Genomic DNA, 23199 nt, shown 5'->3' on the forward strand with positions numbered 1-23199 from the left:
CCGGTTGCCGGGGCTCATGCACGACTCCAGCTCGGGTCTGTCGGGTTTCATGCTGCGTCTGCTGGACATTCTCGTCGGCCGGTGGCGGGAACTGGGCAACGCGATCAGCAAGCTCACCTATGAGGTCGAGCTGATTGCGCGCAGCAGCGAACTCTGTGAACGACTCATCAGCATTCCCGGCATTGGCATGCTCAGTGCCACCGCACTCGTCGCCGCCGGCGGCGACGCCAGGCAATTCAATCATGCCCGTGATCTGGCCGCCTGGATTGGCCTCGTGCCACGGCAGTTCAGCACCGGCGGCAAGCCCCGTCTCCTGGGCGTCGGCCACCGCGGGAACAGTTATGTTCGCAAGCTGCTGGTCCATGGGGCGCGCGGTGTCATCAGTCAGCTGAGCCGTTCAAAACATCAGTTGGCAAACTGGCTCACCGAGCTCGGGGCACGCGTCCATCCCAACGTTGCCACCGTCGCACTAGCCAACAAGCTCGCCCGAATCGCGTGGGCCGCACTTGTCAAGGGAGAAATTTATCGTTCAGCCTGACCCCAACCTGTTACTGCAACCGACGTTGTGTGGAAGAACAGTCAATCGGCGCGATCGTGAACCTGTGTACGTAAAGGGCTCCCTGAAGCCGCGGATTTTCTAAGGTCGATCGCGCGCGGATACCCATCACGGCCGGCAACATGTTGTCGAGACCGATTAGATTTATGCAGACGCATCTTCCAGACAATGACAAAACTTCGCTTGCAATTCGTGGATCGACCATAGATTTCGTACGCTAAGCGCTTTGGCGGCTATTCCGAATGTCACTGAACGCCACCCAAACCAGCCGGTGGCGAATGACCGCTTCCGGGGAGTGAACGAAATCTCGAGGTGCACCGCCTCTGTTGGTACGACGTTGCCGCCGATCGTGAGTAGCAGTGGCATTTGAAGTCCATTCGCGACAAAGGCGTGGCAGGGACATTCGACTTCATTCCAATGGCCCTAGTGTCCCGAGTTAGAAATTCGATTCAGTATTTCTCTTCACCAATTGGCGACGTACTGGTTGAACAGACCTAAGGAAGGCATAGGGTTTGCGCGGCCTCGATCAGGCGGAAATACACGCCACGCACCATCTGCGTGTCGAAAGAAGCAGAGCGCAAACGTGCCACCCTCCCCCCGTGACGCTTCGACCCGCACGTATCTTCCGTAAGCGCAGCGTGCGTGGCTGAACCGTGTTACCCGCAGCGTTGTGGTCAAATTTGCGGAAAACCATTTTTCAACCATCAAACGTAAGGACAACTCATCAGTGCTCATCTGACTTTCCTTCGACTACGTTCCCCCGGTTCTGCCATGTCCATTTGCAAGCGACCGGCTGGCCCAAAAGCGTTTGCCCTGCTTCGGAAAAATCATCCGAATGCGCCTTGGTGAACCGCGACGGCGCGAGGACTTTGCACCCAACGTTTTGCTGCGAACTTCTAACTCGGGACACTAGATATGTTCGCCCCGTCCCCGGAGGAGGGAACGCCGTAGAGCACCTCGTTGAAGAAGCGAATTCTTTGGGGTTCCTTCAAAAGCTCACCGATTTGCGCGGCCACGCCCTCCTCGGTGCGCCAGGCGAAATAGGCAAGGTAGGCATCGCGCGACTCCCAGCGTTGCACCGAGATAATGTAATTAGGATCGTCCTGATCCTGGCGGATCGAGATCTCTTCGGCGCCGCCGTGCTGCAGGCTCGACGGCAGCAATTTGCGCAAGAGCGCGATCAAATCCTCGGAACGACCGTCCTTGGTTTTGAACTCGGTAATGATGTTGATGCTCATGTTGTCACGTCCTCTCTTGGTCCGGCTCTGTCGTGGGAACCGGTCGCCACCGGCTGAAATGACCTCATCGCTCGCAGGCAATCCTGCTTTGCGCGCAGCGCTCCAGGCGATCCGATCAGATCGCAGGTTCGGCGACGGCCGTGTTCAGCATGATGACCAACTGCGTGATCAGCCCGTCCTGAATGTTGAAGTAGTAAGTCAGCACGACGGGATCGGGCAGCTTGCTCTTGTCGAAGGTGCCGTCAACGTTGCATCGGACGATGATGCTGCCGTACTGCTCATAGGCAACCTGCGGGTCTAGCGTGACCTTGTCTCCGAAAATTTCCTTGTCGGCCCATTTACGAATGGCCTCGTGGCCGAGGAATTCGCGCCGGTTATCGTTGAGCAGGGCGTCGGGCGCCAGAGTTGCCATCAACAACTCGGGGTCAGGCGCATTGTGAGCCCGGATGTGGTCCTTGACGACCTGCGGCAGTTCGTTGGTGATGTCTTTCATGGCGCTTTTGTTTCCCGTAGTGGGCCAGTCGCAGCTACGAGCTCGACGCCATCAATCTATCAATTCCCAGTGTGGTATGGTACTGAGTCATCTGGAATACCATCGATTCCGGTCTGGAATGAATTAGGAGGCGCCTATGGATCGTCTGGACGCGATCGGCCTGTTCGTTCGAGTGGTCGACTCCGGCAGCTTTTCTGCGGTTGCCCGCACACTCGGCGTCGGCCAGCCAGCGGTAAGCAAGCAGATCGCTGCGCTCGAGGCGCACCTTGGTGCTCAACTGTTGCAGCGAACCTCGCGCAGCCTGACGCTCACCGAGGCTGGGCGCGACTTCTACGAATCCGCCGTGCGCCTTGTGGGCGATATCGAAGCCGCCGAGTCCCGCGTCGGGCGCGGCCGGATCGCACCCTCTGGCTTGGTGCGCGCCACCGTGGCGCCGGTTTTCGGCCGGCTCTATGTTGTGCCCCGATTGCACGAATTCTTCGCCCGCTATCCGGAGGTGACAGTCGACCTGGTGGTCGCTGACCGCCTCATCAACCTGGTCGAGGAGGGTATTGATGTCGCCATCCACAATGGCGAGCTGTCGGATTCCAGCCTCATTGCCAGGAGGATCGCACAGACCCCGGTCATCACCGTCGCCACCCCCGCTTATCTGGCGGCACACGGCGAGCCCGCGACGCCGGCGGAACTCGAGCGACACTCCTGTGTGATCTATGCCCCACAAGGCGCGCCGCGCGTCTGGGGATTCGCCGGCAGGTTCGGCGCGATCACCTATCAGCCCAGGGGCGCTTTCCGTACCAACGATGCCGAGCAAATCCGCGCCGCTGTCCTGGCCGGCTTGGGCTTGGCCCACGCGCCGGGCTGGTTATTTGATTCGGAGATCGCCTCCGGTGCCGTGCGACCGGTGTTGACGGACTTCGAGGCCGCCCCGCTTTCGATAAGCGCAGTCAGGTCCGGCGGCCGGTTCCTGGCAAGCAAGGTCAAAGTCTTCATCGACTTTCTGGCAGAGATATTTGCCGAGCAGTCCAGTCTCGCGCTATAGCCAGCCAAGAATGCGAAACGGCCACTTGTCCAATCGGTCACTCTATCGAACGATCGTAAGCGCTAAATCTAGCGCGCCGAATGGAGAATCGTCTGCATTTATTGGTCGAGCGTAGCCGCATCGCGGCGGTCTGGCGTGACCGGCGATGTCCACGACTGCGCTTGGGAGCTGCGCGCCGACCTGATGGGCAGCGCACGTTCGTGCGGATCAGCATGGGCCGTGCTGGTCCTGACGTTTCCCACCGAGAACGCCACCGCGCGCATGCGGGCCTGGCGGGCGTTGAAAGCGAAGGGGTGCGCGGTCCTGCGTGACGGCATTTACCTGTTGCCGCATACCGCGGAGCGTGAGGACATGCTGCGCGAACTCGCCAGCAGCATCGACGAAGCTGGCGGCACCGCGCACCCGCTGCGGACGCAAAGCCTGGACGCCTCGCAGGAAGCGGACTTTCGCGCACTGTTCGATCGCAATGGCGACTACACGACCTTTGTCGCATCATTGGGCACCGCACGGAAAACGCTGGGAGGAATACTGCAGGCCGAGGTCACCCGCCTGTTGCGCCGCAGTTGAGGTGATGAGGCAACCAGTAACGGCGTGCACACGTGACCGGCCGCGTGACGCGAACAGCAATGGAATGTGCCGCTGGCCGTCGAGCGCCCTGGCATTTGATCCGTCCCTGTCGCACCCAGCCGCAAGGACGGCCTGCATTTCTCTCATGTATCGTCAATAAGGGCTGGCCGTGATTGTCGTGCGACCGGTTCGAACGGATCGGCAAGAAGCATTCGAATTTCTCGTAAGCGGCAGTTTGCAACCGACATATTCCACGAGGAGCTGAATGACGGCTGTGCGTTGACGCCGACGCCCATTTGATCAACATGCCGAACTTCGTGTGATCCGCCGCACCGCATATCGGAATCGTTGCTTCGTGGGACGAGTTTGTTGGAAATGATGGTTCAGTGCGATCCCGGCATACGGGTCTACCGGACAGCGGCATCGGCAGTCTGTGGTCAAGGTTCGCGTGGCGGTAGCAGTGGCCGACGCGGAAGTCTGTATCGAGATCCGGAACCGCGGTCCCGCCATTGATCGGCTGACGCTAGAGCGCATTTTTGTCCCGCTCCAGCGAGGCGCGGATCAGGCAGACAAAACCGCCGGCAACGATGGCCTGGGACTTGGCCTGTACATCGCGAGCGACATTGCCAAGGCACATCACGGCACTATCGACGCACGGTCCGATTAGACGGAGACCGTATTCACCTTACGCGTGCCGCGCCGCGCGTGCGAATAGTGTCTATGCCGCCATGGGCGTACGCCAGTGTCTACGGGTGTCCGCTTTCACTGAAGCGATAGCAGTGTGACTTTGACGGTCACCTGGTTCAGCGCCGTCAATGTGCACCGCGCCGACAACCGGGTTCACTTGCGCAATGCCGTTGTACAGCGCTCGCGCCTCATTGCAGTCGTTGTCTGACGGACCGATCCGCCTTCCGCGAAATTCCTGAATCGCAAATTCGCTCATGACGCTGCCTCCTTGAAGAGTAAATCCATTGCGCGCACGCGCGACGACAGGCGGCCGTCCCGAGCGGTCTCGCGCTGAACAGTCGACAAGATGACATCGGGCGCGTGGGATCAATCGGCATTTACGCACCTAGCTGGTAGCCGTTCGCGACCCTTAGCCTCGCACCTCACTCGATGAAAAGCATAGTGCTTGGACGCAATTGCCAGAACGAACTTCCGATTGGAGACACTGACAGCAAGACGAGCGAGCGACCAGCGGAATGAAACCCGATCAATCGTCTGCCGCTCTTTCGCCAAAGAAAAAAGGGGCGCGTCCAATCGGAGGCTGCCGCGGTGCGGACGTCGGGGAAGCAACCGGACGCGCGCGTCACGCGCTGCGCAACTTCGAACCCGTGGGTGTTTTGCCGGATGGAGCTCGTTGGTCCTGATACGATGAGCCGTGACCCCGGAGGACAGTGGAGGTGGGTATGCACTTCGATGCGTTTTCCTTTGGTTCCATCCGCATAGATGGCGTGACTTACGAGCATGACGTGGTGATCGACCGCGGGCAGGTTCGCAAGCGAAAGAAAAAGCCATCCAAAGCGTATCGCGAAGTGTTCGGCCATACACCGGTATCCACGGCTGAGGCCATTCCCTGGAATTGCCGGTGCCTTGTGATCGGCACCGGCACAGGGGCACTGCCGGTGATGGAGGAGGTAAAGCAGGAGGCCGGGCGTCGGAAAGTCCAACTCGTTATCGTGCCGACCGAGGAGGCCATCGCCAGACTGAAGGAGCAGACAAAAGGAACCAACGCGATTCTGCATGTGACGTGCTAGGGCCGCATCTGGCACAGCGTTTCACAGGCGAGCCGGTCCGACAGCTGCTTCGCCACGGTGGCGGCGATCTGTTTGAGCTCTGAAAATTGATTGTGTCCACGCGGGTTTTGCGAGCGCAGCTATACACGCCGCTCAGGAACTTGTCTGGATGAGTGTGCATCGTGTGACCCGGCTGGCGCCAGCACATTGATCCGGCATCCGGTGATGTGAAATGGGGCGTCGGCCACGGTGAGAAATATGAGTACGTTACGGACAGGGTGCGCGCAGCGACGCATCCAGGTACTGTTGGGCGTAATCGCGGTCATTGTGATTCTGACAGGTGGGTGGATCATTCACCAGACTCGGACGGTCGCACGCCAGACTTCCCTTGTATTGGCGTCGGCCGCGACGACCGCGAACGATGCGGGAAACTATGATCGCGGAATGCGCTTTGCCATTCTGTCGATGGGGAAGAGTTGGCTTTCGCCGGGATCGGTAGAAGCAGTGCTGGAACTCATGCGTGGCGCGCAAGCATCAATGCAAATTGCGTTGCTCAGCGGGCATCAGGATGCGGTTGATTCCGCCGTCTTCAGCCCGGATGGTAAGCGGGTGGTGACTGCGTCGTGGGACGGAACCGCGCGTGTGTGGGACGCGCCTACGGGCAAACAGATCGCGCTGCTCAGCGGGCATCAGGGGTGGGTTTATTCCGCGACCTTCAGCCCGGGCGGTCAGCATGTGGTGACCGCGTCCCGGGATGGGACCGCGCGAGTGTGGGACGCGGCTACGGGCAAACAGATTGTAAAGCTCAGCGGGCATCAGGATCTGGTTTATTCCGCCGCCTTCAGCCCGGACGGCCAGCGCGTGGTGACCGCGTCCGCGGACAGGACCGCGCGGGTGTGGGACGCGGCGACGGGTCAGGTGATCGCGCAGCTCACCGGGCATCAGCGACCGGTATTCTCCGCCGCCTTCAGCCCGGACGGCCGGCGGGTGGTGACTGCGGCCGCGGACAGGACCGCGCGGGTGTGGAATGCATCGACCGGCCAGGTGATCGCGCAGCTCACCGGGCATCACGGGCTGGTGAGCTCCGCCGCCTTCAGCCCGGATGGCCGGCGGGTGATGACTGCGTCCGATGACAAGACCGCGCGCGTGTGGGACGCGGCTACGGGCAAAAAGATTGTGCAGCTCAGCGGGCATCATGATCTGGTTTATTCCGCCGCCTTCAGCCCGGACGGCCGGCGGGCGGTGACTGCGTCCGCGGACGGGACCGCGCGGGTGTGGGATGCGGCGACTGGCCAGGTGATCGCGCAGCTCACCGGGCATCAGGGACCGGTGAGTTCCGCCGCCTTCAGCCCGGACGGCCGGCGGGTGGTGACTGCGTCCGATGACAAGACCGCGCGGGTGTGGGATGCGGCGACCGGCCAGGTGATCACGCAGCTCACCGGACATCAGGGGCCAGTGAACTCCGCCAGCTTCAGTCCGGACGGCCTCCGGGTGGTGACCGTGTCCGTGGATCGGACCGCGCGCGCGTGGGACGCGGCGAAGGGCAACCAGATCTTGCTGCTCAGCGAGCATCAGGAGTCGGTTGTTTCCACCGCCTTCAGCCCGGACGGCCAGCGGATGGTGACAACTGCGTCCCGTGATAGGACCGCGCGGGTGTGGGACGTGGCCACGGGCAAACAGATCGCGTTGCTCAGCGGGCATCAGGGGGCAGTGTCTTCCGCCGCCTTCAGTCCGGACGGCCAGCGGGTGGTGACCACGTCCGCGGATGGAACCGCACGGGTGTGGGATGCGGCCACGGACAAACGGATCGCACAGCTCAGCGGACATCAGGGGGCAATATCTTCCGCCGCCTTCAGTCCGGACGGCCAGCGGGTGGTGACCGCGTCCGCGGATGGAACCGCACGGGTGTGGGACGCGTCCACGGCCAAACAGATCTTGCTGCTCAGCGGGCATCAGGAGCCGGTTAATTCCGCCTCCTACAGCCCGGACGGCCGGCGGGTGGTGACTGCGTCCGCGGACAAAACCGCGCGGGTGTGGGACGCGGCGACCGGAAAGATGATTGCGCAGTTCAGCGGACATCAGGGGGCAGTTTTTTCTGCCGCCTTCAGCCCGGACAGCCAGCGGATGGTGACCGCGTCCGCGGATAGGACCGCGCGGGTGTGGGACGCGGTGACCGGAAAGATGATTGCGCAGCTCACCGGCCATCAGGGGGCAGTTTCTTCCGCCGCCTTCAGCCCGGACGGCCAGCGGGTGGTGACTGCGTCCGCGGACAAAACCGCGCGGGTGTGGGACGCGGCGACCGGAAAGATGATTGCGCAGCTCACCGGCCATCAGGGGCCGGTTTGGTCCGCCGCCTTCAGCCCGGACGGCCGCCGGGTGGTGACCGCGTCTGCGGATCAGACCGCGCGGGTGTGGCCGATCCGATGGCTCATGCAGAATCGAGGCCGGGGCCTGGCTGAAGCCGTGTGCAAGGAGAAGCTCGTGGGCGCATACCTGCTCACAACCGAGGATGAAGCCGCCCTTCCTCTCATACGGGGGCGCCGGGGCGAAGATGTGTGCGGATCGTAACTCCCCGACGAACGGAGCGGCCTGCCGCGATACATTTGCCCCGAATCATGGCCAGCGCTACCGATTGTTTCCCACTGTGAAGAACGCAGAAATCACGGCTGATCTTGTTCGCTGCATCAGCGGTTTGGTAGGCAAGTACAAGCAGGCATGAGCGGTAGGGCGCTGGGCTGGACTGTTCGTCCTTTTCGTCCAGCCCGTGGAACCGGAGCTTTGATATTTCCGCAGTATGCCGCCTGTCTATGCAGATCACGGCGACGATTCGGATGTGCGTCGGGACAAACCGCGTGCGAACGGGGCATCAAACGGATCGTATTCGCTTCGAGCGTCTTGCTAACGTTGATGAAGCGCTGCGGCTGTCTCGCGTGCCGAAGCGCGCTCCAGCGTGCGGAGCCGCCTTTAGAGGGCCATACAATTTGACATAATAAAAGTTATCATCGGAAAATAAAATTTCGAAATCCGCGATATCAGACTAATGTTCGGCTGTTAAGTTGCGAAATACAACGCGGAAATTGCATATGGCAGGGATAATGCGAAATTATCCGGAAAGGAAGGCCCTCGATAGTTAAGACTATTGTCCCCTTCGTTTGCGGACAGGGGCCCCAATTATGATGTCTTGTCGCTCAGATTGAGATCGGATTCAACCTCTGTGCCTTGCTGGTCCAGGGTCTCCGGGGGATTTCGAGTCACGCGTCGATAGTTACAACATTAGTTGTGTGAGCGGGAATCGCTCACACGCACAGAACAGCGCGAACGCATCGCTCCCTGCGGCTGCACGTGGACCAGTTCCGCCGCACCCTTGCGACCCGACCGCCCGGGAGTCGCTTAGCGCATGGCACGCCGGCACGGTTCGCCGCCCCTTCGGGCGTCTGCGCGGGTTCCTGCCGGCAGTCCGCGGTTCGCGTCATTGCCGGGGGGGGGCGCGATGACTCCAGTTATCAGATGTGGCGATTTTTCGTGAATTGGCTGGTCGAGCCGTTCTGGTACGATTTACGGTCAATTCGCGCTCCGCGCGTGTACGGACACCGCAGGCACACGTAACGAACAGCCTGTGGGTGTGGACAAGATTCGGGAATTCCATGTTCAATCGCGAGGTCGTACAGATCATCGAGGTGCTCGGCCGGGCCGCCCAGGGCATTACCCAGCCGTTCATCTGTCGCGGCGACGACGAGCGGCTGTATTTCGTGAAAGGGCGCCACGCCGGCCGCAAGAGTCTGATTGCAGAATGGCTGGGAAGCTCGATGGCCGAGGCGTTCGGACTTCCCGTTGCACCCTTCAGGATCGCCGAGGTGCAGGAAGCGCTGATCGATATCGCCCCGCCGGAATTTGTCGAACTGGGCGCGGGCTACGTATTCGCCTCCCAGGCAGTCCCCAACTCCCTGGAACTGTCGTGGACCAGTCTCGAAAGCGTCGGTCCGGACCAGCAGCTGGACGTCATCGTGTTCGACTGGTGGGCGCGAAATCAGGACCGGACCTTGACCGCGCTGGGTGGCAACCCCAACCTGTTATGGGATCCCGCCGGGAACAGGATGCTCGTCATCGACCAGAACCAGGCGTTTGACGTCGATTTCGACAAGGCGGCCTTCCTGGAACTTCACGCGTTCGCCCGGATGTGGCATAAAGTGTATGAGGACTTCGTGACCCGGCAGATCTACGAAATGCGCATGCAGAACGCGCTCGAACAGTTCGAGCGCGCATGCGATAGAATGCCCGATTCGTGGTCGATTGTGGGCGATGACGTACCGTTGTCGTTCACGCCGGAAGATGCATACGGGATGCTTTTGTCCTGCCGGCACGAAGATTTCTGGAAACCATGATGAAACACGCCTGCCGCTACGCCATTGTCCGTTTCATGCCATACGTGGAGACGGGTGAGTTCGCGAACGTGGGAATCGTGCTGATGAGCCCCACAGCCAGGTTCTTTGGTTACCGCATGCTCGATCGCGTGCGACGGGTAACCGCGTTCTTCGACGAGCTCGACCCGAACATTTTCCGTAAGGCGAGGAAGACGTATCTCGACGAGATGCTGCGCATTGGCACGTCGATCGAAAATGCATTTTGTGACGCATCGAACGGACCGAGCGCGAACTACGCGAAGTTCGCCTTCAGCGAGCTGGTGAAGCCGCGCCAGGCCATCATGTATGCGGACGCGGAGCGGGTCATCCTGACCGACGACCCGGCGGAAAAGCTGGCCGATCTTTTCGATCATTACGTGGGGCGCGTCTTTGCGACGAAGGCTTATCAGGAACGTGAGGTCGAGAAGGGCATCCAGCGCATCCTGAAGGCGGCTGAGCTGACGTCGCTGTTCAAACAGCAGGTTCTGATCGGCGACGATACCTACCGGGCGCGGTTGCCGTTTGTACGCCTGGATGAGCAAGGCCAGGCCGTACGCGCGATCAAGCCATTGTTTCTCGCGCACGACGACCCGTCGCGGCTGTACGACCATGGCTGGGACTGGCTGGGCAAGGTCAGGAAGCTGCGTCGCGACGGCAAGCTGACCGGTGAGGTGATGTTCGCTGTCCGGCGGCCCGACGAAGCGTTCGGGGCCCGGGCCTCGGCTTTTGCTGACGTCACACAGGATCTCGCCCGCGAAGACTACATCCAGGTTGTACCGGAAACTGACGAACGAAATATCCTCACTTTCGCGCGTCACTGAACGGCAGCGGTACCCCCCGTCTGGACTGAACCCCGCTACACGCGGGGTTTTCCTTTTGGTGCGCCCGGTAGGGCGCACTTACTTGGAGGTGAAAGTCCTCTGCTCGCCCGACAAGGGGAAGAGTTAGCTGAACGGCAAGGGTGTCGCGGGCGACTGCGAATCTGAAGGAAGCCGAAGGCAAAGCGCTGGCCTGACGAACAGGAAGCGGATACGAGGCGACTCAGCCGAGTGAGATGTCCAAAGTCATCAAAGCCCAATACTTGTACGGAAGGTTGCGGCGTAAATCCGACGGGCGTAAGCGTGAAGGTTGGGGGCGCAATACCCGGGGAGATCTGCATGCGTGCCACGTGCTACCGACATCGGGAGGTGTTGGGATGCGTATGCAGAAGTCAGCAGACGGCGTAATAGGTTGGGGGCAAGGCGGTGAGCCCAAGAGGACCCCGGCTGACGTAAAACGAAGCAATGTTGTCACCGGACTATGCCCATGCGCGCAGGGGTTTCGCCATTGAATTGACAACATTGCTTCGCTAACTGGCGAAGTAAAGTCGTCACTTCGCGTTAGCGCGAATTAAATTTGTCAATTCGCGTTTGTTCTAGACCCATGAATCCGCTCGCATGGTGGTACTCATGGTCGACGTTTTGCGAAGCTTCGAGCCGCCCACGCAACCGCGTCCTCGCGGCGCGCACCGTTATGACGTCTTCAGTCTGAAACTGGGGCGACGTCTGACGCTATACAGGCGCAGCGCTTTCGAAGCATGGCTGATGCTAGAAGCGGATCCTGCTGAAAAGACATTCTGTGAACGACCCGGCTTTATAGCGGTCGACGGGCAACGCTGCGTCGTCGACTTCTGGGCAAGGTTTGGTGACCATGAATGCCTGGTAGTACTATCGGAGGCAACACCCGCGACGGATCGCCCGGAGAGTCGTCTTGACTTCGACCCGGAAGCCTTCGCCGTGCGGCACATTGATGCAGCCGAAAGGGCAGCTTCGCGTGTCTGGACCGGTAACTGGCAGCGCATGCAGCCTGTACTCGTAGCTGCACGAGGCCTCGTCAAACCTTCGATGCTCGGCGCGATCGAGCGGGTTTCTCGAGTCACCCCAATCGCTGTTGACCATAGAGCTTGAATTCTCCACGGGCGATCCTTCGATCGTCCGGGCAGCCGCTTTCGTCCACTTGATGAAGGTAGGCATAGACCCCTACGAGGGCCAGGAGTCGATGCGCGATGTTTTGAATCTGAGGTGCCTCTAGGGCGCAAGCTGCAGATTCCCGGCAAGGTGTTGCGAGATTCACTCCTTGACGTTGCGCAGCGAGGTCGGCATCAACCGGCATTCCGATATTGCTGGCAGTGCATGTCCCTTGGCCACCGCAGCGCGACATATCAGATGTTCAGCGAGCATTGTTGCCCTGCGCACCACCGGACCCTTGAAACCAGGTGTAGCCATTGCGGCGGTGAGACACCATACGTCCTGAACGCGAGTCTGATCGGTTCGCCGGCCGTTGTGCACCGTGCAGCACGCTCTATGGGACGAGATGTCCTCCGGTCCGTTCGAAAATCCAGCAATGCGCAAGGACGATCGTATCGCCATCTCACGGCATTTCTACAACCGGATGCCCTGTAGCTTTCGACTCGGCCGTGACGACCATGAAGCGTAGCTCGCAACGGTGTTCGACAGAGCGCTAGCATGTCGTCTCGACTTTTCGGTAACCCGATGTAATTCTTCGTCGCCCCCGCGATCGCTACGCAAAAACGGGTGTTGACAACATTACTTCGTTTTTGGTGACAACTTTCCTTCGCTCTACGACATGCCGTAATCGATGTCGGCAATCTTGAGCGCCGAGATGCGACGAGGCGAGAATTCCCCGTTCAAAACCGCAACCCTGACCTGCGCCATGCAGTGCGCCCCTTCATCCGTCCAGCGCATCTGTCGCTTCTTGGCCATACGGTAGCTGACGACCTGATTCACCGCCGATTCGGCGATGCTGCTGCTGATCGGCAGGCCCTTGCGATGTCGGGCGCCGTAGTTGACCAACGTGCCCGCGTTCTTCTTCAGGTAACTGGAGACAGTGTTCAGATACCACCACAGCGTTTTGAATTCGTATCCCTCCCTCGCCAGGAGCCGGCTGTCCAGCGCCTTGATCCGCTCCAACGCCTTGCCGCCCTTTCCATGCCAGACTAACCATTTCGCGTGGATGATCTCAGTTTCCACCGACTCCCGTTCCATCGAGTCGATCATCTTGCTGCCAAAGACGGAGCGCTCCGCCGCCTGGAACTTCATCGCGATGTGAAACCAGTCGAGAATCCGGCCGCGAGCCAGCTGACTGCCCTCGACCGTCTTCCCAAATTCACCACCGTCGTCGCTGATCACGGTCACACGCTCATTGGTCGCCACACCAATCCGGCGAAGAAATTGGTCGAGTCGCGCTGCAGCCGACGTGACCTCCTTGTGCACATACGCATACAGTTTTGGGGGACGTCGGTGAATGTCGCCCGTCCCGCGACGATATTCACGTGGCGGCCAGGGTCTCTCCCGGGGTCGCAATTGCGCAGCCACGCTGAGTCGACGCTCACAGCGGCGACATGGCTACATTCGCGAACCTGTTCGTCTGCAACAGACTGGGGCAACTGCGCGATGTCGCGCTCTATATCAGCGTCAAGCTGTTTTCCAAGGTCAAGAATCCGATCCCGGATGCCACTCGACGAGATGCCCTTCTCTAGCGGCAGCACTTCCTTGAGCATGGCTGTCGCCTGCCGGTAGGGCAAGTGAGCTGCCCACTTCGCCTCAAGATATTCCAGCTCCGGCGTGACGCGTCTGGTTAGTGCTTTCGACAAGGGGTGCACTACACGCTGCTCCGTCTGCAAGGTCCCTTGACATGCACACGACCATAGCCGCGGACTCTTCATGGTCACTTTGCCGTAGACGGTGCGCAGCACCGTCGAGCGACTATCCTTGTGGCGCAGGGCGGCACCGCAGCTCTGGCAATGGATCTGGCCTGAGATCCAGCACTGCACCTGTTTCGATATTAGCTCGGCCTGCACCTTTGCCAAGATGGACCGGCCTTCCGCGAGAGTCAGGCCCAGTTCGGCAAGACTACGGTCAGGGCGCTCAATCACGGCCAGCACTCCGTCACCCTCCTCGGTCGTGGCGCTGTCTCCGTCGGCCAACCTTGCTTCGATAATCAACCGCATGGTTCGCTCCCACCGTTGCGTGGCCGATCAGCCTACCCCAAACCAAACCCGCACCGCGTCAAGAAGCACAAGCGTCCCTCCTCGAGAACCTCCCCAGGTTTTGCACGCTCTCTCCTACGGGCACGCGCTGAGATTCCTCCAGGATTTGGCAAACTACAAAGGTCTCCCCACGGCGCGTTGCCTAACCAGCGGCCGATGAACGGGCTATTGTGAGCGCGCCTACAGGTCAATGACTAGCTCGCTGGACCTGGCCCGAGAGACGCAGATCATCAACGATGCGTTGTTCATCTGTTCGTCATCGGTTAAGACGTAGTCGCGATGGTCCACCTCGCCGGACAGCAGTGAGACCTCACAGCTTCGGCAAAGTCCCTCCCTGCATGAAAACGTGGCGCGCACGCCATGTCGCTCAAGGCTCTCCAGAATCGATTCGTCGGGTTCAACGACGCACCGTAAACCTCGTTTGGCAAGCACCACTGCGAAAGATTTGTTTGCGTTGGCAGGCGTTTCGCATTCTTGCGCTTCGCTCGCCGGAGCAGCAAATCGCTCGAAGTGAATTCGCTGGGGCGAGATGGTACCTTGGTTCCCGTGCGCCACAACGGCATCCACCAGCCCGGCTGGGCCGCAACAATAAATGTGTTCCCGCGCATCCAGATCGCACATCATCCCGGCTACGCCCGGGGGAAGGGGCGCCGTCGCTTCATTGTCAGCATGCACATGCACGCGACCACCGAGCGAATTGAGTTCATCGAGGTAGGCGGCATGCGCGCGCGTGCGAACACAATAGTGCAGCTCCCATGGGAGTTCATGACGCGCGCACCATTGGATCATGGAAAGCACCGGCGTTATCCCAATGCCTCCCGCGATAAACCTATGTCGCCGTGCCTGGGACGACAATCGGAACTGCGCGCGCGGCTCACTGATTGTCAGCAGGTCTCCGACTCGCAGCTTGTCATGGATAAATGTCGAACCACCACGAGATGTGCTAGACCGGCCGACACCGAGACGGTATCGTCCCGTGTCCATGGCGTCATTGCAAAGCGAATATTGACGTGTGACGTCGCCGGGCAGATGAACGTCGATATGCGCGCCAGGTTCGAACGGCGGCAATTGCGCACCATCATTGGCGCGCAGTTCTATCCCAAGGATGCCTTCAGCTTCGTGTCGGAGCGCGACTACTCTAACCTTGATCATGTAAGGCCTCCTGGACCGATTCCTGCCGTGCGTGACGCTCGTTCTCAAGCCGCTCTTTCACGGCCCATCGGAACTGGGAAAGCGCCGAATCAATACCAAAAGGCGACATCTCGAAATCGGGATCGAGTGCAAGGTTCTTTTGCTGCGCTGTGATAATTTCCCGGTCTTCGTCGAACGCATCGACTACCGACTGGTGAATTGACCGGGTAATGTCGGGCTGATCGATTGCAAAGTTGTGCGGGTGACCGAAGAAGTAATGCGTCGAATTTTCAGTCTCAGGCGTCAGCGCCTGACATCCACGAAACTCGGCCGCATCAACTCGCGTGCCTTCGCGGGCGCCCGTGCCTGCGGGGGCCATGCCCGAGTCCATGCGCAGAATCGCCGGCAACGTGAAGTCATAGATGTTCCACCGGTCCACTTTCCCAGGCCATTGCTTCACAGCGGCGGCGAACGGTGGTGCATCGGTATCCATCACCCAGCGCGTGATGCGGACGCCGTTTTCGATGCGCTCGACCTTCGGCTGTACGTTCGCATAGTCCTCAGATCCGCCAAGCGTGGTCGGATGAACGAAGGGAAGATGTGAGAAGTCGAGCAGGTTGTCGCAGATGAGCAGGTAGTTCACGTGATAGTGGATGTACCCCGGCAGACTGCTCCAGGCAGGATCGTCGAGCCAATGGGTATCAGGAATCGCGTCAGGATTCGCAAGCGCGGGATCGCCCATCCAGATCCATATCCAGCGATGACGCTCGACGGTCGGGTAGCTTTTCACTTTGGCTCTGGGTGGAATCCTTTGCTGCGAAGGAGCTTCAACACATGTCCCCGCACTGTCGAACTTGAGGCCGTGATACATGCAGCGCACACAATCACCTTCCCGCCGTCCGACAGAAAGCGGCGCGCCGCGATGACAACAACGGTCTTCCAGTGCAACAGTGGATCCATCGTCCTTGCGATACAAGAGGACAGGGACGCCGGTAATGACCCGCGAAAACAGCGCATCGGGCGCGACTTCATGCGACCATGCGGCCACATACCAGGCGTTTGCGATAAACATGGTTTGTCTCCTTTGATATCTGTCTTTGCGCCTGTCATCGGGCGCTTGACTGCACGATAGGATTGCCGCCATCATGCGTCAAGCTAATGGCATTAATACAGGTAATGCACGCGATGCATATCAAGGATCTCGACCTGAACCTGCTGGTTGTTTTCGATGCGCTGTTACGCGAGCGCAGCGTCACACGGGCAGCGCAGGATGTCGGCCTGACGCAAGGCGCGATGAGTCACGCGCTGAACCGGCTGCGTGCGTTTTTCGACGATCCGCTGTTCGTCAAGACGACGGATGGCATGACGCCAACGCCGAGAGGTGAACAACTCGGCACGACGGTGTCGGAGGTGATTGCGGCGATAAGGCAAAACGTCGTGGCGGAGGCCCGATTCGATCCCCTTACGGCACAACGCACGTTCGTGCTTTGTATGACCGACATGGGCGAGCTGGTCTTTCTGCCACCCTTGATTCGCCGACTACGGAAGCTGGCCCCGCACTGCACCCTGCGATCGGTCCAGGTGCCTTTGGAGCAAATCGAGAGCATGTTGTCGTCCGGTGAGGCCGATCTTGCGCTCGGTTCGATACATGCAGCTCCCGAAGGCCTCTTTCAGCAGCAGCTATTTATGCATTCGTTTGTCACGCTCGTCAGCGTACGCAATCGGAAGGTGGGGAAGACACTGACCCGCGCGCAGTTCGAGGCGATGCCGCAGATCGTCGTTTCACTGACGGGTCGCGCCAGTGCGGCGTATGACAACGCGTTCGACGCTTATGGGATAAAAAGGAATGTCTACCTCACTACGCCACACTTTCTTGCCGTGCCGCATCTGATCGACGCGCATCCTGACCTGATTGCCACTGTTCCTCTTGAACTTGGGACAGTCTTCTCGAAGCTTGGTACCGTCAAGGTCGTGCCTCCGCCAGTCCCCCTGCCGCCGTTTGCGCTTCGCCAGCATTGGCATTCCCGCTTTAATACAGACCCGGCCAATGTCTGGCTGCGCCACCTCATCAAGGAGACGTTTGAGCGCTACCCTGTCGTCTCTGAGCAGTAGCAAGAGCGAATGGGTGGTCTCCCGACGTTGGCTCCGGACTTGATCGAGCCGTTCCTCACGCAGGACCGTTTCTCTTGATGTCGACTGTGCGCGTCCAGCCTCAACCATGCGGCTGCCGTTCGTCATTGCATGTCCGGCACGGTCCCATGCGCCGTCGACGCAAAGCCCGCCCGTCGAGTCAGGCCTGTTAGCGCTTCATTGATATACGAGACGAATCGTTTCAATAATTCGGGTTTTTCCTATGTGGAAAACCAGTTTCGGCCATTGAAATGCGCTTGTTCTGCTAGCCTGATCGGCATATTATGATCCTTATCGTATCGTAATTGGTGCTTGAGAACGAGTGTCTCGTTCTGCGGCACCGGGGGCGGTGCGTGCGTGGCACGACGGACTATATGCAGAAACGGATTCGTGCCCGGCCTCGGACACGCGTTCGCAAAGGGAAGGCGCTGGGGCTGTAACTCGTTGTGTAAAGGCGGCAAGGAATAAAAAAAATAATTCGCAATCCAAATTAATGTTGTGTTCTACAACGAATATCAAGGAGACAGTCATGAATCGGAGGTGCGTTGTCGGGACGGCGACCGCAGTAGCGTCGAGTCTGTTTTTGGCGGTGTCGGCCCATGCCCAAGGCAGCGTTACGCTGTATGGCATTGCGGACACGGGTCTCCTCTATCTGAGCAAGACGCTGAACACGACTACCGGAGGTGATGGCGGCAAGTTCGTCGGCATGCAGAACGGTGGCGTTGCGCCATCCATATTTGGCCTGACGGGCACGGAAGATCTCGGAGGAGGGCTTCAGGCAATTTTCAAGCTCGAGAGTGGTATCGGTCCAAGCAATGGTGGATTCAACAACGGGAACGGCAACCTGTTTGGTCGCGAGGCGTATGTCGGACTGAAGGGAAACTTCGGCGAGGTCAAGGCTGGTCTGCAATTTTCTCCGTTCTTCCTGTCAGCCTGGGCACTCGATCCGCGACTCTTCTCCGAATTCGGCAGTATCCTGGCGATTTACTCGAACAACGTGAGCGTCACAGGCTCGTTTAATTCAAATGCGATTTCGTACACGAGTCCGGTACTGGGCGGCCTTCAGGGTAGCGCTATGTTCTCGTTCGGTGGCGTGGCCGGCAACTTCCAGTCTGGCCGCCAATATTCCGCGCGTCTGAAATATGAGTGGGGTGGATTGACTCTTGATGCTGCTTTCTACGACAGCAACGCCGGAGGATCGGTCGTTACGGTTCCCGCCGGTAATGTGCCTTTTGTGGGTCGCGTGATCGGCGCGGCCTACAAGTTCGGTCCCGTTACAGCCAAGGCTTCATTCGAGAGTTTCAAGGTCGAGGGCGGACCGACAAACAATGTTTACGGCGGCGGCGTGGACTATTTTGCGTTGCCTCAGCTCGATCTCAACGCCGGTATCTGGTATGTCAGCGATCGGAATGACACGTCGAGCCACTCGTTGATGGGCGCCATGGGCGCCACCTATTTTCTGTCGAAGCGCACGGGGCTCTACGCGCAGGTCGGGGTCGTCGACAACCATGGCAAAGCAAACCTTGGGCTGACGCCTGGCGCTGCTCCGACTTCGCTTTTTGCCCCAGCGGGAACGACGACTGGCGCCACCATCGGGATCATGCACATGTTCTGACCGCTCATTTTGACCAAGCATGCCCTGGGTAAAGGTAAAGGCAGGTCATGAATGCGCGAGGGTGCGTCACGTCTAATCCGTTGTTCTCCTTCGCGTGTCGGAAACCGTCGGCTCGGGCGACCTCACCAGCGTCATCGCTACCGGGCATAACGACGAGTTGGCGCAGGTCATCAAGGCGTTGGGACACATGAGTTCGAATCTCGCGCGTCTGGTCAGCTCCGTGCGCAACGGATCCGACCACATTGCCGTGGCGTCCAGAGAAATCGCGGCCGGCAACCGGGATCTGTCGGCGCGCACCGAGCAGCAGGCGGCTTCGCTCGAAGAGACGGCGGCGAGCATGACGCAGTTGACCGAAACGGTGAAGCAGAATGCCCGCAATGCGAGACACGCCAATCAACTTGCCGCGAATGCAAGCGATCTCGCCCACACGGGCAATGAAGCGGTGCAGGGCATGCTTGCATCCGCCGGAAAGATCAGCGCAAGCTCGGAGAGGATCTCGGAGATCACCGGCGTCATTGAAGGCATCGCGTTCCAGACGAACATTCTGGCGTTGAACGCGGCGGTCGAGGCAGCGCGCGCGGGCGGCCGGGGACGCGGTTTCGCCGTAGTTGTAAGCGAGGTTCGAGGTCTCGCGCAACGATCCGCGGCAGCCGCCAGGGAGATCAAGGAGCTCATCGGCTCGTCGGTCTCAGTGATAACGGAAGGCGCCGGGCAGGCCGCTCAGGTGGGACATGCAATGGGAGCGATGAAGCAGGCGATCAGCGACGTTTCCACTATCGTCGGCGAAATCATGACGGCTTCAGAAGAGCAAAGCCGAGGCATCGAACTGGTTTGTCGCGCCGTCACTGCCATGGATGATATGACGCAAAGGAATGCGGCACTCGTTGAGCAGGCCGCTGCGGCGGCGGGCGCGCTGGAAGAGCAGGCGGCGCAGCTCAGCACCTGCGTCGCAGTGTTGCGGCTCGCCGCGCCGGGCTGGCAGCATGATGCACGGCCTCGCAGCCCGGAAAGCGGTCTCTTGCCGGCACCGGCCGAGACTTGAGAACCACGCATTCTGCCCGTGTGCAGGCTACGTGGAGATGGACGAGGACCTGATGCGGTTTCGCTGAACGCTGCCTTGTGGCCTAACGCAGACCAAACAGCCTGGTTCTCACGGAACGCAGATGTTCGCGCATCAATTGCTCGGCCTTCGCCGGGTTGTGCGTCCGGATGGCGTCCACCAGCAGTCGGTGTTCGCCGTCGGTGTCGTGCCGCGGGCCCGTCTGCGACGTAAACACTTCTTCCATCCGCGTGTCCAGATTGAGACGCACCTGCGTACGCATCGCGTCGTACAGCATGAGAAGCAGGGCGTTGTGGGTCGACTCGGCAATGATCCGGTGCAGGTGCTCGTCAAGACGCTTCCACGGCATGAATGGTCCTGTATCTGCCATGTCGGCCAGACACTGATCCATCGCCGCGATGTCGGCGGGGGTCGCGTGGACCGCCGCCTGCGCAGCCAGTTGGGGCTCCAGCACCAGTCGGGCATCCATGATGTCGTCGACGCTGATCGAAGAGGACCAGTTCTCGTCGTCAGGCTTCACTTGCCTCGGACCGACGAAGGTTCCCTTGCCGACGTGTCGCCAGATAAGGCCTTCGTCTTCCAGTCGCTTGAGCACCGTGCGCAGCCGTCCCCGTGACACACCCAGCGCCTCGCTGAGCTTGGGTTCCGGCGGCAGGCGCTGGTCTGCGCTGTTGGCCACGTGGCCTTCGATGTACTCACGCAGCCGCAGCACATCGTCATCGATCATGTTTGCTTGTACCGACATATCTCTTCACCTCCCGTGCCGGGAGGCTCCTTCGCCTGGTTTTGGCATCTGCTTGTTATGGTCAGCCTCGCCGGCCGCTCGCACCGTGGGCCCGGACTTCGGGAGAGCGCCGCGCGCCATTCGGTGCCGTGATTGATGCGTCTCGGTGCGCATCAATTGGTGAGCCATTATGCACCAATTGCTCCCGTTCGCGTCGCCGGTTCGCATCAAACACACACAGTAATAAATCAATACGTTTAATGATGCATCGCAATGCTTGCATTGATTCAGAGTGAGGGGTAGCATTCCGTTCCATACGTCCGCTCCATCGCCCGGCGAGCAGCGATCTTGCGACTCACCGACCCCGTTCAAGTCACTTTCTGGTTCTGCTCATGACTACATCCCCGTTTGCTCCTGTGTTTGTCTCCAGCGAAGCCGCCCGAGCCGTGTTTGTGTGGCAGGACGCCATCCGCGCTTTGCAGGCGGCGTACGCCCGTCCCATCCCACCGAAGAGCACGCCCGCGCGTACGGTTGCGGTCGCCGGGAAGACCTGGTTACGCACACTGCCGGCCGTGCCCGTCGGCAGCCGTTACTACGGCGCGAAGGTGATGGGCATGGCGATGGACTCGGCGGTGCCCGGTGTGGAATACGTGATCGTGCTGTTCGACCAGGAAACCAGCCGCATCGCGGCGTTCGTCGACGGCAACCTCGTGACGGGCTTTCGCACGGCAGCCACATCGGCCGCCGCGCTCGACCGGCTGGCGCCTGCGAAGGCGACACGACTCGCGGTGCTGGGTAGCGGCCTCGAAGCGTCGATGCACACCCGCGCGATTGCCAGCGTGCGGGATCTGACCGAAGTCATCGTTTTCAGCCCGACGCCCGAGCGCCGGATTGCGTTCGCGGATGCCGTCAGTCGCGACCTCGGTGTCCGCGCCCGGGGCGTCGCGTCGGCGCGGGAAGCGGTCGAAGGGGCCGATCTTGTGCTCGCGGCGGCCCGCTCCCGGGACGAACAGCCGATTCTTTTCGGCGACTGGCTCATGCCCGGCGCGACCGTCGTGTCAATCGGCTCGACGATTCCGGAGCAGCGCGAGATCGACATTTCGGTCGTCGCACGCAGCGACATCATCGTGTGCGACATGCTCGAGGAAGTACTGGACGAGACGGGCGACATGCTGGCTGCCCATAAGGCGGGTCTCGCCTTTCACGACAAGTCGTTCAGCCTGGCCGATCTGATGACGGGCGCGCTCGACGACCGCCTGAAGGACGCGAGAACGCGAATGTACAAATCGGTCGGAGGAGGCCTGCAGGACATCGTGGTCGCCGGCCTCATTCTCGACAGGGCAGTGGAGGCGGGACTGGCCACGACGCTGCCGATCGAATTCGAAACCAAGCGCTAAAGCGCGCGGCACTGAACAGCAACGCAGACCAAAGGAGCACTGAATGGCCCGCTACACCAAAAAGGAAGCCCGTGAATGGGCGCGTGAGCATCTCGTTGGCGTCGCCAACGTGACTATTCCGACGATGACGTCTGACTTCAAACGTATCAACGAAAAGGCCGTGCGCCACGATGTCGAACTGGCCATCCAGCACGGCTTCGTCGGCTCCCTGTCATGTTCGGAAGTGGCCATCACGCAGCAGCAGTATGGCGAGTTCTGCGGCATCATGGCCGACCAGGCGGCTGGGCGGCTCGTGATCGTGCATCACGCTGTCTTCAATACGCTCGAGGACAACATCGAGGCCATCCGGCTCGCCGAAGCGGGCGGCGCCGACCTGGTGCTGCTTGGCTACCCTCCGTACTTCTATCCGAAGTCCTACGACGAGGTGTTCGAGTACACCAAGGCGATCTGCGAGGCGACGAACCTCGGCGTGATGGTGTTCCCATTGCCGGCGTGGGGCTTTTCGCGTCTGCATCCGGCCGACATTCCGCTGCCGGTGCTGCGCCGGATGGTCGACGAGATTCCGAATGTCGTCGCGATCAAGGCCGAAGGCGGCCTGCCCTACATCATGTCCGCGATCGAGGTGCACCGCGAATTCCACGAGGAAGTCGTCATCTCGTCGCCGCTGGAATACGAATACGTTCCGCTGGCGCAGGTCATGGACATCCCCTTTTGCGGCACCAACTATTCGGCGTACTACGGCCCGCTGCTGCCACAGATCCATAAGCTGATCCGCGCGGGTGAATACGATCAGGCGACGCAGCTCTGGTACAGGATGGACCCCGCGCGCAAGGCGTTCGCGAGCCTGCCCATCGCGGCCAATGGGCTGCTCAACCGCATGCTGTGGAAGTATCAGGGGTGGTTGCAGGGCTATAACGGCGGCCCCATGCCGCATCCGACCCAGCGTGTGTACCAGCGTGACATGATCGTCCTGCGCAAGGGCCTCGAAGCCGCGGGTCTGAATCCAACCAGCGATCTCGACGAGGCCTTCTTCGTCGGCCGCAATCCTGTGTGAGGCGCACCGAC

General features: G+C 60.3%; 20 protein-coding genes and 2 pseudogenes. 14 read left to right on the forward strand and 8 right to left on the reverse strand.

The features are described 5' to 3' along the window. Positions 1-16 precede the first annotated feature (16 nt). On the forward strand, positions 17-538 hold the full coding sequence (locus FVF58_RS52355) for an IS110 family RNA-guided transposase (RefSeq protein WP_223191210.1): 522 nt from the start codon (positions 17-19) through the stop codon (positions 536-538). Positions 539-1452: 914 nt separating this feature from the next. Here the strand turns inward: FVF58_RS52355 and FVF58_RS42205 are convergent. After that, a complete protein-coding gene (locus tag FVF58_RS42205) occupies positions 1453-1794 on the reverse strand; it encodes a putative quinol monooxygenase (RefSeq protein WP_149675570.1) in 342 nt (113 codons plus the stop codon). Positions 1795-1909: 115 nt separating this feature from the next. Next, positions 1910-2287 (reverse strand): nuclear transport factor 2-like protein, encoded by a 378-nt coding sequence (locus FVF58_RS42210; RefSeq protein WP_149675571.1) that lies wholly within the window; start codon positions 2285-2287, stop codon positions 1910-1912. 136 nt (positions 2288-2423) lie between these two features. On the opposite strand from FVF58_RS42210, the gene FVF58_RS42215 reads away from it, so the two are divergent. From FVF58_RS42215 to FVF58_RS42225, 3 genes and pseudogenes are all read left to right on the forward strand, one after another. After that, on the forward strand, positions 2424-3326 hold the full coding sequence (locus tag FVF58_RS42215) for a LysR family transcriptional regulator (RefSeq protein WP_149675572.1): 903 nt from the start codon (positions 2424-2426) through the stop codon (positions 3324-3326). Positions 3327-3509: 183 nt separating this feature from the next. Beyond that, positions 3510-3887, forward strand: a pseudogene (locus FVF58_RS42220) (Chromate resistance protein ChrB); the annotation flags it as partial. Between the two features lie 439 nt (positions 3888-4326). Further along, complete coding sequence (locus FVF58_RS42225; RefSeq protein ID WP_425469019.1) at positions 4327-4560, forward strand: ATP-binding protein; 234 nt, start codon at positions 4327-4329, stop codon at positions 4558-4560. 51 nt (positions 4561-4611) lie between these two features. Here the strand turns inward: FVF58_RS42225 and FVF58_RS42230 are convergent, their stop codons facing one another. Then, positions 4612-4836: a hypothetical protein gene (locus tag FVF58_RS42230; protein ID WP_149675574.1), complete on the reverse strand. Its 225-nt coding sequence runs from the start codon at positions 4834-4836 to the stop codon at positions 4612-4614. Positions 4837-5302: 466 nt separating this feature from the next. Between FVF58_RS42230 and FVF58_RS42235 the strand changes: the two genes are divergently transcribed. The 5 genes from FVF58_RS42235 to FVF58_RS42255 all read left to right on the forward strand — a co-directional run bounded on the left by FVF58_RS42235 (position 5303) and on the right by FVF58_RS42255 (position 11975). Further along, complete coding sequence (locus FVF58_RS42235) at positions 5303-5650, forward strand: MTH938/NDUFAF3 family protein (RefSeq protein ID WP_149675575.1); 348 nt, start codon at positions 5303-5305, stop codon at positions 5648-5650. A 237-nt stretch (positions 5651-5887) separates the two neighbouring features. Beyond that, the gene (locus FVF58_RS42240) at positions 5888-8197 is read left to right on the forward strand and encodes a WD40 repeat domain-containing protein (protein ID WP_246217449.1); all 2310 of its coding nucleotides are present in this window, start codon (positions 5888-5890) and stop codon (positions 8195-8197) included. Positions 8198-9273: 1076 nt separating this feature from the next. Beyond that, entirely contained in the window at positions 9274-10011 is a 738-nt protein-coding gene (locus FVF58_RS42245; RefSeq protein ID WP_149675576.1) for a HipA family kinase, read from the forward strand. Beyond that, on the forward strand, positions 10011-10850 hold the full coding sequence (locus FVF58_RS42250) for a DUF3037 domain-containing protein (RefSeq protein WP_149675577.1): 840 nt from the start codon (positions 10011-10013) through the stop codon (positions 10848-10850). Before FVF58_RS42245 ends, FVF58_RS42250 begins: the two co-directional genes overlap by 1 nt. Before the next feature lie 627 nt (positions 10851-11477). Next, positions 11478-11975, forward strand: coding sequence for a hypothetical protein (locus FVF58_RS42255; protein WP_149675578.1), 498 nt, complete (start codon positions 11478-11480; stop codon positions 11973-11975). A gap of 672 nt (positions 11976-12647) precedes the next feature. Here FVF58_RS42255 and FVF58_RS42260 read toward each other — a convergent pair. The 4 genes from FVF58_RS42260 to FVF58_RS42275 form a co-directional block, all read right to left on the reverse strand. Beyond that, positions 12648-13217: a hypothetical protein gene (locus FVF58_RS42260; RefSeq protein ID WP_149675579.1), complete on the reverse strand. Its 570-nt coding sequence runs from the start codon at positions 13215-13217 to the stop codon at positions 12648-12650. Between the two features lie 2 nt (positions 13218-13219). Beyond that, positions 13220-14038, reverse strand: coding sequence for a hypothetical protein (locus FVF58_RS42265; RefSeq protein ID WP_149675580.1), 819 nt, complete (start codon positions 14036-14038; stop codon positions 13220-13222). Between the two features lie 219 nt (positions 14039-14257). Then, on the reverse strand, positions 14258-15229 hold the full coding sequence (locus FVF58_RS42270; protein ID WP_149675581.1) for a PDR/VanB family oxidoreductase: 972 nt from the start codon (positions 15227-15229) through the stop codon (positions 14258-14260). Next, positions 15216-16280 carry an aromatic ring-hydroxylating dioxygenase subunit alpha gene (locus tag FVF58_RS42275; protein WP_149675582.1) on the reverse strand — a complete coding sequence of 355 codons (1065 nt, stop codon included), beginning with the start codon at positions 16278-16280 and terminating at the stop codon, positions 15216-15218. Before FVF58_RS42275 ends, FVF58_RS42270 begins: the two co-directional genes overlap by 14 nt. Positions 16281-16393: 113 nt before the next feature. On the opposite strand from FVF58_RS42275, the gene FVF58_RS42280 reads away from it, so the two are divergent. The 3 genes and pseudogenes from FVF58_RS42280 to FVF58_RS42290 form a co-directional block, all read left to right on the forward strand. After that, complete coding sequence (locus FVF58_RS42280) at positions 16394-17320, forward strand: LysR family transcriptional regulator (RefSeq protein ID WP_149675583.1); 927 nt, start codon at positions 16394-16396, stop codon at positions 17318-17320. Positions 17321-17867: 547 nt separating this feature from the next. Further along, entirely contained in the window at positions 17868-18953 is a 1086-nt protein-coding gene (locus FVF58_RS42285) for a porin (protein ID WP_149675584.1), read from the forward strand. Positions 18954-19047: 94 nt separating this feature from the next. Continuing rightward, positions 19048-19995 (forward strand): annotated as a pseudogene (locus FVF58_RS42290) (methyl-accepting chemotaxis protein); the annotation flags it as partial. Between the two features lie 82 nt (positions 19996-20077). Here FVF58_RS42290 and FVF58_RS42295 read toward each other — a convergent pair. Next, complete coding sequence (locus FVF58_RS42295; protein ID WP_149675585.1) at positions 20078-20758, reverse strand: FadR/GntR family transcriptional regulator; 681 nt, start codon at positions 20756-20758, stop codon at positions 20078-20080. 371 nt (positions 20759-21129) lie between these two features. Between FVF58_RS42295 and FVF58_RS42300 the strand changes: the two genes are divergently transcribed. Both FVF58_RS42300 and FVF58_RS42305 read left to right on the forward strand, forming a co-directional pair. Next, on the forward strand, positions 21130-22134 hold the full coding sequence (locus FVF58_RS42300) for an ornithine cyclodeaminase family protein (RefSeq protein WP_149675586.1): 1005 nt from the start codon (positions 21130-21132) through the stop codon (positions 22132-22134). 43 nt (positions 22135-22177) lie between these two features. After that, complete coding sequence (locus FVF58_RS42305) at positions 22178-23188, forward strand: dihydrodipicolinate synthase family protein (RefSeq protein ID WP_149675587.1); 1011 nt, start codon at positions 22178-22180, stop codon at positions 23186-23188. Positions 23189-23199: the final 11 nt, after the last annotated feature.

This window comes from Paraburkholderia panacisoli (genome assembly GCF_008369935.1).
GTDB lineage: Bacteria > Pseudomonadota > Gammaproteobacteria > Burkholderiales > Burkholderiaceae > Paraburkholderia > Paraburkholderia panacisoli.